At 64.5% G+C, this 14183-nt stretch carries 9 protein-coding genes; 4 read left to right on the forward strand and 5 right to left on the reverse strand.

Features of this window, described 5'->3' with window-relative positions:
- The first annotated feature begins 76 nt into the window (after window positions 1-76).
- The 3 genes from ACWHY3_RS02180 (at window position 77) to ACWHY3_RS02190 (ending at window position 4649) form a co-directional block, all read left to right on the forward strand.
- Window positions 77-490: a hypothetical protein gene (locus tag ACWHY3_RS02180; protein WP_143543265.1), complete on the forward strand. Its 414-nt coding sequence runs from the start codon at window positions 77-79 to the stop codon at window positions 488-490.
- A 9-nt stretch (window positions 491-499) separates the two neighbouring features.
- Complete coding sequence (locus ACWHY3_RS02185; RefSeq protein WP_448127476.1) at window positions 500-2911, forward strand: tRNA(Met) cytidine acetyltransferase TmcA; 2412 nt, start codon at window positions 500-502, stop codon at window positions 2909-2911.
- A gap of 259 nt (window positions 2912-3170) precedes the next feature.
- Complete coding sequence (locus ACWHY3_RS02190) at window positions 3171-4649, forward strand: aminoacyl-histidine dipeptidase (protein ID WP_303856791.1); 1479 nt, start codon at window positions 3171-3173, stop codon at window positions 4647-4649.
- A gap of 70 nt (window positions 4650-4719) precedes the next feature.
- Here the strand turns inward: ACWHY3_RS02190 and katE are convergent, their stop codons facing one another.
- From katE to ACWHY3_RS02205, 3 genes are all read right to left on the reverse strand, one after another.
- Window positions 4720-7029, reverse strand: coding sequence for a catalase HPII (katE, locus tag ACWHY3_RS02195; RefSeq protein ID WP_448127477.1), 2310 nt, complete (start codon window positions 7027-7029; stop codon window positions 4720-4722).
- A gap of 191 nt (window positions 7030-7220) precedes the next feature.
- Window positions 7221-8381, reverse strand: a complete 1161-nt coding sequence (locus ACWHY3_RS02200; RefSeq protein WP_306298798.1) for an App1 family protein — start codon at window positions 8379-8381, stop codon at window positions 7221-7223.
- 150 nt (window positions 8382-8531) lie between these two features.
- A complete protein-coding gene (locus ACWHY3_RS02205; RefSeq protein ID WP_087719143.1) occupies window positions 8532-9095 on the reverse strand; it encodes a type 1 glutamine amidotransferase domain-containing protein in 564 nt (187 codons plus the stop codon).
- A gap of 484 nt (window positions 9096-9579) precedes the next feature.
- Between ACWHY3_RS02205 and rmuC the strand changes: the two genes are divergently transcribed.
- Window positions 9580-11118 carry a DNA recombination protein RmuC gene (gene rmuC / locus ACWHY3_RS02210; protein ID WP_448127478.1) on the forward strand — a complete coding sequence of 513 codons (1539 nt, stop codon included), beginning with the start codon at window positions 9580-9582 and terminating at the stop codon, window positions 11116-11118.
- Between the two features lie 61 nt (window positions 11119-11179).
- Here rmuC and ACWHY3_RS02215 read toward each other — a convergent pair whose 3' ends face one another.
- Together ACWHY3_RS02215 and ACWHY3_RS02220 are read right to left on the reverse strand one after the other, a co-directional pair.
- The gene (locus ACWHY3_RS02215) at window positions 11180-12655 is read right to left on the reverse strand and encodes a chemotaxis protein CheW (RefSeq protein WP_448127479.1); all 1476 of its coding nucleotides are present in this window, start codon (window positions 12653-12655) and stop codon (window positions 11180-11182) included.
- Entirely contained in the window at window positions 12652-14031 is a 1380-nt protein-coding gene (locus ACWHY3_RS02220) for a methyl-accepting chemotaxis protein (protein WP_332779096.1), read from the reverse strand. Before ACWHY3_RS02220 ends, ACWHY3_RS02215 begins: the two co-directional genes overlap by 4 nt.
- Window positions 14032-14183 lie beyond the last annotated feature (152 nt).

Consider the following 14183-nt stretch of genomic DNA (forward strand, 5'->3'; position numbering starts at 1 on the left):
TCGAAGCTTCTTTCTGTAATCTGGCTTTCCTGCTGACCTACCTCAGTTTCGATCGATCGTTCAGGATGTTGCCGCCATGAATACCCCCCAGCCCCACAAACCCGGCGCCGACGAGCCCGTCCGCACCGTTCTGCGCCTGATCGGCAGCTTTGCCGCGCCGGTCTTGGTCTATCTCGTGGCGTGGGAGCTGGTGGCGCGGCTGATCCTGCCCGGCGTGGCCGCCAGTGGCCGCGAGTTCGTGATCAACCTGTTCAGTGTGCTGATCCCTTTCGCCGGCGTGCTGCTGAGTGTCTATCTGGCCGGCATCAAGGCCGGACGCGTGATGGGCGGCGGCGTGATGGCGGTGTTCTTCCTCTATCTCTACGTCTCTTCCGGCGTCGTGTTCAACTGGTTGCCGGTGGCGTTGACGCTGGGCGGCATCCTGCTGGCCGTGGTCGTCGCGCGCTACTGCCCGACGATGAAACCCGATCTCGGCGGTGCCTTCGGCTAGGCCTCGCCAATGTCCGCGCCGAATGAGGGCTCCGCGCTCACCGACTGGCTGGTCGATCAAGACGATGACCTGCAGCGACGGCGTTGGCGAGGCGTGCTGTGGATCGCCGACGACGCTTCGCGTGCGCGCCGTAAGGCGCTCTCCTTGATGGCGGCGGGGCGCTGGCGCTCGCCCCTGTGGATCGGCCCCGAATTCTCGAGTCTGTCCGATATCTCGACCGGGCCGCACGTCTCGGTGCGGCTGAGTGCGACCCGCGCTCGCAGCCTGCTGGGCAGCGAGCACGATCTGGTGGTGTTCGATGCGGTATCCGCGCTGGCCGGGTTCGATCCCGACGCTTTCGGCGTCATCAGCGGCACCGTCCAGGCCGGGGGCTGGCTGGTGCTGCTGACGCCGGCGCATTGGCAGCTGCCGGACAGCGGAGAGTGGCGCCCGGATACGGACTATGGGCGTCTCGCGCATTGGCCCCACGGCGTTGAAACACTGACGACGAACTACCTGCAGCGCCTTGCCGGGATGTTGCAGCGACGTTCGGACGTGGCCACATGGCCTGCGGACGATTCGCTACCGAGCGCGCCGGCCCTGGCTGATCTCTTTACGCCTGGGCATCACACGTCCGAGTACCACGCGCCCGAGCATCACGCGACCGGACACCCCGTGGCGGACGAAGACTGCCTGACCGCCGATCAGGCCACCGCGGTATCGCGACTGACGCGAATGCGGCGTCGGCGCCCGGTGGTGCTGATCGCCGATCGCGGGCGTGGCAAGAGCGCAGCGCTGGGCATCGCCGCGGCACGGCGGCTGAGGCAGGGCGAACGGCGGCTCTGGATCACGGCGTCGAGTCTCGTCGCGGTCGAGGCGGTGTTCGAACGCCTCGAGCAGTTGCTGCCCGAGGGCCGTCGCGAGGCCGGTCGCTTCGAGGTCGACCTGAACGGCCATGTCTGCCGCGTCGAGTGGCTGGCGCCGGAGCAGGTGGTTCCCGAACTGGCCTCTGCCGATATCGATGCCCGCTCCCCGCCGACGCTGTTCATCGACGAGGCGGCGTCGATTCCCGCGGCTCGGCTGACGTCATGGCTGCAGCACTTTCCCCGCATCGCCTTCGCCACTACCGTGCATGGCTATGAAGGCACCGGGCGCGGTTTCGAGGTGCGCCTACGCGACGCGCTGGATCGACTGACGCCGGAGTGGAAGCGGCTCACGCTGCAGACGCCGATCCGCTGGGGTGCCGGCGATCCGCTGGAAGCGTTGACCCGGGAACTGCTGTGTCTGGATGCCGAGGCCGCCGAAGCCGAGGCCGTCTCCAGCGCGCTACCGAAGGCACCGATCACCTACGCCTGGCTGGACCGGGCGGCGCTCGCCCGGGACGAGGCGCGACTCGGCCCTCTCTTCGGATTGCTGGTACAGGCGCACTACCGCACCTCGCCCAGCGATCTGCGCCAGTTGCTGGATGGCCCCGACATTCACCTGCTGGCCGCGTTCGTCGGCGATGACGCGGGGAAACAGCATGCGGTGGGCATCTGCGTGGTCCAGCAGGAGGGCGGCTTCGACGCGACGCTGGCCAACGCCATCTACCGGGGGCAACGACGCCCGCGGGGCCATCTGCTGGCGCAGTCGCTGGCGACCCACGGCGGCTACGAGGAGGCCGCGCTCGCCCGCTGGTGGCGCATCATGCGCATAGCCGTGCACCCGGCGGCCCGGCGCCGAGGCGTCGGAGCGGCCCTGATCGAGCAGGTCGCGGCGACGGCCCGAGCGCACGGCCTGGATCGCCTGGGCGTGAGCTTCGGTGCGGAGCCGGCGTTGATCCGCTTCTGGCGCCGGCAGGGCTTCGTCTCGCTGCGCGTGGGGCTCACCCGGGAAGTATCCAGCGGCGAGCCGGCGCAGATGATGGGACGCGGATTGACGGATGGCGCCAGTTCGGCTCTGGCTCGCATGAACGACGACTTCGTCCGCTGCCTGCCGGATCTGCTGGCAAGCGAGCTGCGGGATATCGAACCGCTTGTCGTGGCGGCCTGGCTGCACGAGGGAGCGGCGCCGGCCTTGCCTGCCGATCTGACCGAACGGCTCGGCTGGTTCGCTGCGGGCGGTGGCGAGCTGGCGCCGATCCGCCCGTGGCTGCGTCTGGCCTGGCTGGCCTGGTGGCGGCAACGACCGCTGGCGAGCCTGCCGGACGTGCTGATGGACGACAGCGCTGCCGTCGTGACGGATGACGGCCCGGAGGATACCGAGCTCGCGGCGGCGCCCCGGGTGGCCGCTGCGGTGGCGGCGCTGTTCCAGTATCGGGATGAAGCGCTCTCGTCGCAGGGCCGGCGCGAACGGCTGGTGACGGCACGCCGGCTGGCGGCGGCGTTGCTGGCCTGGCACGGCGAGCGCCGAGATCTCGCCGGCCTTGTGCCGGATATGGTCAAGTTGCAGCCAGGCGAGTAAGGTGTTGGCACCTCAAGGAAACGCTGCAGAAATGTCTGCGCAGGCGAATCGCTGCGTTGCGCGGTGCTCGGAATCCTCACCTATACCTCATAGGTTCCGGTTCCTGCGCTCCGGGCGCCTTGCGCTTCATCCTGCTCGCCGATTTATTCAGCGTTTCCCGAAAAGAGCCGCGGTCCGCCGCCGGCCAGGATTTCATTCATCACTCTTTCGACACCCGTTGCGGTGGCCTGCTCGCCGCACGACGAGGCTGGAATCGACCATGAACGATCATCTGCTGCAACTCTCTCCCGAGCCCGTGTGGCGCCATTTCCGGACGCTCTGCAATACGCCGCGTCCCTCTGGTCACGAAGCGAAACTGGTCGACATTCTCGAGCGCTGGGCCGACGACAAGGGGCTGGCCCATGATCGCGACAGCTACGGCAACCTGCGCATACGCAAGGCAGCGAGCCCGGGCTGCGAGGCGGTGCCCGGCGTGATCCTGCAGGGTCATCTCGACATGGTCACGCAGGCCAACAGCGACCATCCTCACGATTTCCTCAACGACCCGCTCGATACCTACGTCGAGAACGGCTGGCTGCACGCCCGTGGCACCACGCTCGGTGCCGACAACGGTCTCGGCGTCGCGGCGGCACTGGCGATTCTCGAAGCGGACGATATCGATCACGGCCCGCTCGAGGCGCTGTTCACCCTGGAGGAGGAGACCTCGCTGCAGGGCGCGCTGTCGCTGGACGAGAACTGGCTGGAAGGCCGCTATCTGCTCAATCTCGATTCCGAAGATCGTGGCGAGGTCTACATCGGCTGTGCCGGCGGCGCCGACGTGGTCGTCGATGCCGATCTGCCGATGCGCGGCTGCGACGAAGGGGAGGTGATGCGCCGGGTTTCTCTCACCGGCCTGGTCGGCGGGCACTCCGGGGCCGACATTCACAAGGAACTCGGCAACGCCAACCAGCTGCTGGTTCGCGCGCTGCGAGGACTGGGCGAGTTCGAGATTCGCCTGGTGGACTACCACGGCGGCACGTTGCGTAACGCCCTGCCACGCGAAGCCTTTGCCACCATCGTGGTCGATGAGCATCACCTGCCGGCGGTGGAGGAAGCGCTCACCAACTTGCAGGCGCTCTACCGCGAGGAGCTGGCGGGCGTCGACGACAACGTGACGCTCTCCCTGTCGCCGGCGGCGGTCTCCTGCGACGACGATGTGGAAGCGCTCACCGATACCGCGACCCAACTGCTGGTTTCCGCCCTGCATGCCGCGCCCTATGGCGTCGAACGCATGAGCGTCGAAGTGCCGGGCGTCGTCGAGACTTCCAACAATCTTGGTGTGGTGTCTCTGGAGAAAGGGCGTTTCCACCTGTGTGCGCTGGTGCGCTCGCTGCGGGATAGCGCGACGCGCAATCTGGCCGACCGGTTCACGGCGCTGTTTGGTCTGATCGGCGCCCAGACGCGGGTCGAGAATGTCTATCCGGGCTGGACGCCGAGCGCGGATAGCACACTGCTGACCCGTTTCCGTCGTCTGCACCGGGAAGAACTGGGCGAGGACCCGGCGGTCAAGGTGATTCACGCCGGACTGGAGTGCGGCATCATCGGCGGCAAGTATCCGCAGCTGGAGATGATCTCCTTCGGGCCGGTAATTCGCGGCGCGCATTCGCCTACCGAGCGCACCGAACTGGCTTCCGTCGAGGAGTTCTGGCGGGTCCTCAAGGCGCTGGTAGCCGACATCGCTTCCGGCAAGGCCGCCTGAGACGACCCTGCCGGATAAGACGTACCAGGCCATGACGTACAGGCCATGACGTACTAGACCCTAAAGAGCGCTAAGCCGGCATATCGTTGGCCCTGGCATCGCGTGACCAGACGCGGTGCTGCCCCATGGCCTGAGTGAAGGGGGTGAATACGTCGTCCACGCTGACGCCGAGGAAGATGCCGTCTTCCTGGGAGGGCACGTTGGCCGCGGACAACAGCTCCTTGCCCTCACCGATGGCCGCAATCGCCTTGAGGTGCTTGTAGGCTTCCTGAACGTAGTAGCGCCCCTGTCCGGATTGCGACAGCGTCCGGACGCTTTCCGCCCCGCCGACGACGATGACCGAATCCAGGGTCACCGAGGGCTGGCCGTTGAGCATGGCATCGGGCGTGACCGTCTGGCCGTTTGCGGCCTTCACCGGCGCCATGCTGGGGGCGATCACCATGCCTTCGGCACCTTCGGCCTCGAGCCTGGTCTTGATCGCCTCCACCTGATCGCTGTCGACACCGTCGGCGACCAGAATCGCTACCTTGCGATACTGGATATTGCCCGGAAGACGCGTCATCAGGCTCAGCGCCGGGGATTCCTGCTGCGAACTCCGGCCCAGTTCATCGGCCGGCGCCGGCTTGCTGGAAGGCGCCTCGATGCCGTGGTTCTCGCCGACCCGGCGTGCCAGCTCCAGATCGATGTTGGGCAGAATCTCCTTGATCACCCGCTCGCGGATCCATGGGCGCTGCACCTTGGATAGCTCGAAGGTGTAGGCAGCGATGATGTGTTCCTTCTCGACATCGGTCTGGCTGTTCCAGAACAGTGTCGCCTGGGAGTAGTGGTCGCCGAACGATGCGCTGCGCGCGCGAACCTTGTTGGCGTCGATTCGCTCGTTGACTGTCTCGAACCCGCCGTTTTCCGCCGCGGGCGGCGTCTCCTTGGGCCAGCCGCCGTCGATCGAATTGGGCTCGTAGGAGGCCTGTCCCTTGTTGATCGTCTGGCGGTGCATGGAGTCGCGCTGGTTATTGTGGAACGGGCATACCGGCTGGTTGATCGGGATCTCGTGGAAGTTGGGCCCGCCCAGGCGCAGCATCTGCGTATCGAGATAGGAGAACAGCCGGCCCTGCAGCAGCGGGTCGTTGGTGAAGTCGATCCCCGGCACGATATGGGCCGGGTTGAAGGCCACCTGCTCGGTCTCGGCGAAGTAGTTGTCCGGGTTGCGGTTGAGCACCATCTTGCCGATAGGGGTGACCGGCACCTGCTCCTCGGGAATGAGCTTGGTCGGGTCGAGAATATCGAAGTCGAACTTGTGCTCGTCCTCTTCCTCCACGACCTGAATCCCGAACTCGAATTCCAGAAAATCGCCGTTCTCGATATCGTCCCACATGTTGCGACGATTGAAGTCCGGATCCCGGCCCCACAGCTTCTGCGCTTCGTCCCAGATCAGCGAACAGGTGCCGGCCAGCGGCTTCCAGTGGAACTTGACGAAGCGTGACTTGCCCTGCTTGTCGACCAAGCGGAAGGTGTGCACGCCGAAGCCTTCCATGTTTCGGTAATGGCGCGGGAAGGCGCGGTCGGACATGGTCCACAGCACCATATGTGCGCTTTCCGGCATCAGCGAGACGAAATCCCAGAAGGTATCGTGGGCCGACTGCCCCTGGGGGATCTCGTTGTGCGGCTCGGGCTTCACCGCGTGCACGAAGTCGGGGAACTTGATCGCGTCCTGGATGAAGAAGACCGGCATGTCATTGCCGACCAGGTCCCAGTTGCCCTCGTCGGTGTAGAACTTGGTGGCGAAGCCGCGCACGTCACGAACGGTATCGTTGGAGCCGCGGGCCCCCTGGACGGTGGAAAAGCGCACGAATACCGGCGTTTTCTTGTCGGGATCCTGGAACAGTCCGGCCTTGGAGTACCGGGCGGCTTCCGCGTAAGGCTGGAAATAGCCGTGCGCTGCCGCGCCGCGGGCGTGGACGATACGCTCGGGAATGCGCTCGTTGTCGAAATGGTTGAGCTTCTCGCGGAAGACGAAATCTTCCATCAGGGTCGGGCCACGCTCGCCCGCCTTCAGCGAGTTGTGATTGTCGGCGATCCGGGTGCCGTGATTGGTGCGCAGGTCATGCCCCTCGGCATCGCTGCGGTACTTTTCCAGATTCTCCGACTTGCTCTGCTCGGTGGTCTTGACGTCCGTATCGTTGGGGCCGCCACGGTTGGAGGACGTGTGAGGATTGTTGGACATCCGTATCTCCTGATTTGAATCGACGGCAGATACTCCGGGATGTCGACATCCATGATCGACAGCCAACCGGAGCACCTGCCGTTGGTGTGAAACTCCTCTTACAACTAGAAGCCGCCTCCGAGGATGGCAAGCAGGGATTCGGCTGCCGTTAACCTGCATCAATCGCTGCCGCGAATCAGGCTCTGGAGATTCGATGCCTTTGCCCGGCGATAACCGATGGCAAGAACGAAGGCAAAGGATGACGGGAAAAGCGTGGTGGAAGAGAAGGCGCGCAAGGCAGGGGCAGCTGGAAAGGGCAGTTGAACTAGGGTTGACAAGGGAAGGCGGGCGGCAGACGCCGCCGACCGAGACTACTGTTGGTGCTGGTGCGTATCCTTGCGTACCGCCTCGCAGCCTTCCTCCGAAATGTACCCCTTCGACAGAGCGTGCTCCGCCATGCTCACGCTGTCATGGGCGAGAATCAGTTCGCAACCGGCGTGGCGGACCTCGTTGGCCAGCGCCTCGATGGCCGCGTCGCGCGCCGGATCGTTGTCCACCTTGCGGATATAGATGGCGCGCACGCGTTCCGGGTGTTCCTTGACGATCTCGGTGTAGACCTCCGGGTCCCGCTGGCCGCTGTCGCCGATGAGGATGAACGGCAACGTGTCGTAGAGCGACAGCATGTTGCGGATCACGTCGGACTTGTGGTCCTCGGCCTTGCGTGGCCACGGGCGCTTCAACGTCATGCCCCATTCGCGCAGGAACAGGATCGGCCCTACCGGAATGCGATTCATGTTGAAGAACATCTCGAGAACTTCGTAGATGCTCCACGGACCGCGTGACACATAGAGCATGGGGCGGTGACGATTGCCCTCGGCGCCACCGTAGAGCGCCCGATACAGCGCGGCGACACCGGGAAAGGCCGTGCGTCGATCCGCTTTCTCCATGAACAGGCGATACAGCATCTTCAGCTTGTTGGCGACGCCGGTGTACATCACCGTGTCGTCGATATCGCTGATCACGATCAGGTCGGTGCTCGCCGGCGGAATGTAGATTTCGGTCTCGGTGCTGATGGCGTCGTCCTCGGAGAGCACCTGCAACTTGACCGAGTGCCAGATCGCCTCGGCAGGAAGCGTGTGGGTAATGTCGATATGGGCATGGAAATAGCCGTCGCGGTCGGTGGTGACGGTGGCCTGGGTCGCGCCAATCCGGATGTCGACGCGGGCGTCGCGGACGCCGTGCCTTACCAGGCGACGCGCGACATCGACCAGATCGCGGGCAATGCCGCCTTTTTCCCAGCTTCTCAGTCGTCCGGGCTGGCGAAAGACGCGGCCCATGATGAAGGCTTCCGAGTGGGAGCCGTAACCGCGATACGGATGCACGACGACCCCGCCTTGGCCCTTGTCGCCGCGCATCGGGCGGATGAAGAGACGAACCAGTTTCTTGGCGAAATGAACCAGTTTCGTCACGAAGAGCCGAGGCAGGGAGCCCGAGGTGGCGGTATCGGCGGAAGTATCGCGAAATTGAGGCACGATGACGGAGGATCCTAGGTTTGATTAACGGTGAGTATGGGAACTCGCGCGCTATCCTGCAAAGTCTGGTCGCGCTTCGGCCGGCATGACGACAGCCAAAAAAAAGCGCCCACCGATCGGTGGGCGCTCGTTTGGCGTCGCGAAGGGCGATCAGGCATGCTGCTCGCTGTGACGCCCTTCGGCCAGCTCTTCGATCAGCTTGCCGTTGAAGTCGTCGAGATCCTTCGGCGTGCGGCTGGTGACAAAGCCGCTGTCGACCACCACTGATTCGTCGACCCAGTTGGCGCCGGCATTCTTGAGATCCTGCGCAATGGACGGCACGGACGTCAGTTTGCGGCCATCGACGACGCCTGCATTGATCAGAATCCACGGCGCATGACAGATCGCGGCAACCGGCTTGCCGGCTTCGAAGAAGCTCCTGACGAAGCCAAGCGCTTTTTCGTTCGTGCGCAGTTCATCCGGGTTGAACACGCCGCCTGGCAGGACCAGCGCATGGTAGTCGGCGGGGTTGGCGTCCGCCAGACTCTTGTCCGCTTCGTAGGTTTCGCCCCAGTCCGTTTCGGCCCAGGCACGGATGCCCTTGCCGTCCGGGGTGATGACATGTGTCTCGACGCCTTGGCCTTGTAGTGCGGCACGCGGAGAGGAGAGTTCGGCTTCCTCGAAACCGTCGGCGGCGAGAATTGCGACACGTTTACCATTGAGTTGCTGAGCCATCGTGACCTCCTAGTCTTGATAAATCGGCTTGATGTTTCGGTAGATGACAAGCCCATGGGCCGTCCCGGTCCATGTCTCGGCTTGTCCTTAGGGTCTGTTGCCGTTTCAGCGCGATCCGCGTTGCTGCGCCAAATGGTGCCAAGCCAGGCGCGGGATGCAGAGAAGGGTGGTTCCCTTTTCCAATCCCGCAACGCCGCATGGCGCCATTTGCCGCGCAACCCGAAGGGCCGGGCCAGTTTTTGCACGGTGCTGCGTTATTCGTCGTTCATTTGGAACAACCAAATCACGCTCCTCACGCCTTGCCCCGCACAAAAACTGGCTCCGGCGCGGCCGTGCATGAAACGGCAACAGACCCTTGAAGTTTGGGATAGTCTGGGCAGAGTTCAAGGAAAACCGGGTGCTTTCGATGTCATCGCTTGCGCTGAGGCAATAACTCACGGATGGTGGCGCCGCGATGGAGCCGAGGTCAGAGGAAGGCAAAGCGATGAGTGTAGCGGGTGGGTGGCTGTCGGGCGGTGGGCTTGTCTTGCTGCTCGGGTTCGTGGCGTTGTTCGTGACGTTAGGGCTCGGCGTCGGCCTGGTGTGGCAGCAGCGGCGCTACGCACGCGAGCGGGACATGCTTCGATCCCGATTGCAGGCCAGCGAGACCCAGTGCCTGCGACTGGAGCAGGAGCTGGCCCAGAGCGACGGACAGCAGGACGACCTGCGCGAGCGCCAGGCCGAGCTGCAGCAGCAGTTGGCCGCCCGCGAACATCAGCTCGAGGCGCTCAACGAGCGCTTGGCCACGCTGCGAGAGCAGTATGGTCGACTGGAAACCCGGCACGAGCAGCAGCAGAACCAGCACGCGGAACAGCTCCAGTTGCTGGAGCAGGCGAAGACCCGGCTCGGGCACGAGTTCGAATCGCTTGCCGGGCGCATTTTCGACGAGCGCCAGCGCGCCTACAGCGCCCAGAGTCGGGACAGTCTCGAAGCGTTGCTGAAGCCGTTTCGCGAGCAGGTCAGCGGCTTCCGCCAGCGTCTCGAGGAGATCCATGGCCAGGAAGTGCGCGAGCGGACCACGCTCAAGGTGCAGATCGACCAGCTGGCCACGCTCAACCGCCAGATCACCGAAGAGGCCGCCAATCTCACCCGAGCGCTCAAGGGCGACAAGAAGATGCAGGGCAACTGGGGCGAGATGATGCTCGAGTCGGTTCTGGAGCGCTCCGGCCTGCGGCGGGATATCGAATACCGCCGTGAAGTTTCCCTCGATGGCGATCAGGGGCGCCAGCGCCCGGATGCGGTCATCTACCTGCCGGACGACAAGCACCTGATCGTCGACGCCAAGGTCTCGCTCAACGCCTACGTGCGCTACGTCAACGCCGAGGACGACGCCGAACGCGCCCAGGCCCTGCGTGCCCACGTGCAGGCGGTGAGAAGCCATATCGACGCGCTGTCCGGGCGCGACTATCCCCGGCTTCCCGGGCTGCGTTCACCGGATTTCGTGTTCCTGTTCATGCCGGTGGAGCCGGCCTTCGCCGTCGCCTTCCAGCATGACGAGACGCTGTTCCAGGACGCCTTTTCACGCGACATCGTGGTGGTCACGCCGACCACGCTGCTGGCCAGCCTGCGCACGGTATCGAGCCTGTGGAACCTGGAACGCCAGAACGAGAACGCCAGGCACATCGCCGAGCGCGCCGGCAAGCTGCTCGACAAGTTCCAGGGTTTCGTCTCGAGTCTGGAGGACGTGGGTCGGCATCTGGGGCGGGCCCAGGGCAGTTACGATCAGGCGATGGGCCGGCTGTCGACCGGGCAGGGGAGCCTGGTCGGCCAGGCGCTGGCACTCAACAAGCTGGGCGTGCGCATGAAGCGCGACCTGCCCGCGCATCTGACCCGCGATGCCGAGGAGGACGAGTCTGCCGAATCCAGGGCCGTCGGGTCGCCCGGCAGCATCGGAACGTCCAAGGTCAGCGATGAGGATCGGCGCGCTGAGCCCGATGGCGACGATCCCCCCGACTTCCGCGAATCGGACGACACCAGAGGCTGACCGGGATGTCGATGGGATTCGGCAACGCATCCGCGGCGTTCCGTTCGTCTCAGCATTCGCCTCAGGCGGTCGAGCCAGCCTCGCTGAGCCGCTTGGCCAGGGTCTGCAGACATAAAAGCGCCATCACCTGACGCTTGTCGCCTTCGCCGACCGAGATCAGCCGTTTGGCCGCCTTGACGGGGGAGGGCTCGGGCGACGCGCCGTCGATGGCATCGCCGCGCCAGCGAATGGTAAAGCTCTCCCTGGGCGCTTCGACGTACTCGATTCTGCGGAGGTAGTCGACGAGGAACCCGACGAGACCGTCACCCGTCTCGACGACCAGGACGTGATTCGCGGGATGGGAGGAGTCGATTCCCAGCAGCGCGCGCAGATCCACCAGCGAGACGCTGCGATCCTGTCGACGCCAGGCGCCGAGAAAGGGGCCGGCCGGATGCGAACTCTTCTGATAGTCCGTCGGTGCCGAGTCGACGGCTTCGAGCTGGTCGAGCGTCGTGACGTAATCGCCGCCGCAGCGGAAATGGACGAAGGCGAATCGCTGCCACTCGCGCTGTTCCCGCGCTTGCCTGGCCTCCGTATCGAGCCGGGTATGGAGACGCGCCAGCGCGTTGACGTTGAGGTTGCCGAACAGCTCGTGGTGATCGATCGCCAGGGCGTCCTTGCCCTCGTCCGCGGCGGGCACCAGTGCGCTGACGGCGGGGGCGTAGCCCGCACTCGGGGAGACCGGTAGAGGCGCCGGCTGGTCGCTGCCCGTCAGCGTCGCGACGCGATCGACGGCGAGGGCGACACGACCGTGATCGCTATCGAGAACGGCGAGATGAGATGGTGGTGTCTGGCGGGCCGGCTGGCCGATCAGCGCTCGGGGATCGAACAGCGGCAGGGTGGCGCCACGCAGGGTGACATTGCCGAGATAGGCCGGCAGATCGATCATGGGGGAGTCGATGGGGCCGCAGGTGGCGACTTCCCGTACCGCGCCCACATCCAGCGCCAGTCGCGTGTCGTCACAATCGACGACGAGCCAGCGCCGGTCGCTGTGGGTGTTCTCCTTCACGGTGGCGGCATTCGTCCTCTGCCGGTCGGCTTCGACGTGTACCGAGACCATGCCCTCGAGGGCGAACAGCGCTTCGAGGTCGAGCACGTAGATGGCGCTGTCGAAGTCGGGATGCTCGAGCAACTGCGGCGTCAGGGCGTCGGCATCGCCCGCCGCGTTCTTTAGCGTATGGAGCTGCTCGGGATCGACGCTCACCAGGTCCCTGATGTGCGAAATCCGCATCCCGAAGCGGCCGCCGCGATATTCGATGATCGCCATGAGCTCGCCGGCTTCCCGCGGGCCCGTGCTCGGGTCCAGTTCGAGCAGCCTGCCCAGGTCGATCGCCGGCACCGGCGAGCCCCGCCACAGCAACGTACCCAGCGACCAGCGTGGCGCCAGCGGGCGGGGAGAAAGAGGCGTCTCGAGACGTACCACCTCGATCAGGTGCGCGGCATCCAGCGCGATGTCACTGTCGTTGAGGCGCAGTATTCCCAGTACGCGTTGGGTCATGATGTCTTGTCGTTACCCGCTCCGCGCTGGGTGGCTTGGGCCAGGTCGCGGATCAGTTCGTCGACATGTTTGGCGGTTTCCAGCTGTTCGCCTGCCGAGCTGGCGATCTTCTCGACCGAGGCGGTGGTCTGCCCGACGCCGTCGACGATGCGTCCGAAGGAGTCGGCGGCGCGCTGGGAGACGGTATTGCCACTCTCGATACGCTTGAGAGATTCCCCCAGCAGGCGGTTGATCTGGCGGGTGGCATCGGCGGATTTCTCGGCCAGCTTGCGCACTTCGTCGGCCACCACGGAGAACCCGAGGCCGTGTTCGCCGGCACGAACCGCTTCGATCGCCGCGTTGAAGGCCAGCAGATTGGTCTGCGAGGCGATTTCGCCGATGACCTGGACGATGTCGTTGATGTCTTCCGAGGATTTCTGGATAGCGGTCATCGCGGTGCGGGAGTCGTCCAGCGAGCGGGTGCCGTGTTCGGCTTCCTGCTGTGTGGCGCGCGCCAGTTCTCGCGTCAGCTGCGTGTTCTCGGCGATCGAGGCGATGGAGGCGTTGAGCTGTTGCAGCGAAACGCTCATTGCCTCGGTCAATGTCTGGATATGCTCTTCCAGCTCGACCTGATCGGTAATGTCGGTGGCGAACTTGACCACCTTGTAAGGGGCGCCATCGGCATTGAAGATCGGATTGTAGGTAGCCTGGATCCAGACGCGGCGGCCATGGTTGCCGAACCGCATGAAACGCCCGCTGAAGAATTCGCCGCGCCCCAGTGACTGCCAGAAGTCGCGGTATTCGCGACTGGTGACATAATCTGGTTCGCAGAACATGCGGTGATGATGGCCGATGATGTCGTCGGCCTGGTAGCCCATGGTATCGAGGAAGTTGCGATTGGCGGACAGGATATTGCCCTTGAGATCGAACTCGATCACTGCCAGGGCGCGATCCATGGCGTTGACCTTGCCTTCGTACTCGGCCGCCAGATGCTTCTCCGCGGAGATGTCCGTCGCCATCTTGATGACCCGATACGGCTTGCCGTCCGCATCGTGAACCGGATTGTAGGTGGCCTGGAGCCAGACCTCCTTGCCGCTCTGGGTCAGGCGGCGGTATTCGCCTGCCATCAGCTCACCCTGGGCGAGCTGCTGCCAGAACGTGCGGTACTCCGGCGTGGATATCTCGGCGGGGTCGCAGAAGATGCGGTGGTGCTGTCCGACGATCTCGTCGAGCGTATAACCCATCAGATCGAGGAAGTTGGCGTTGGCGCTGACGACCCTTCCCTGCAGATCGAACTCGATGATGGCCTGGGAGCGGTTAATGGCTTTCCACAGCGCATCCAGTTGTTGGCTCTGTGTGTCGAGGGTGACGGAGGGATAATCAAAATCGACCGACATGCTGGATGACTCCAAGACGTGCGAAATCACGCGCGAGCCTGCGGGCAGACAATAAAGGCCCATGCGCTGGTGGGTTAATGCCGCGTTACAATGGTGTACTAAAGTTTACTTAAATGTCGAGGGGTACAAGAATTAGAGACAGAAAAGCCGCC

Source organism: Salinicola sp. NYA28a (genome assembly GCF_976982775.1).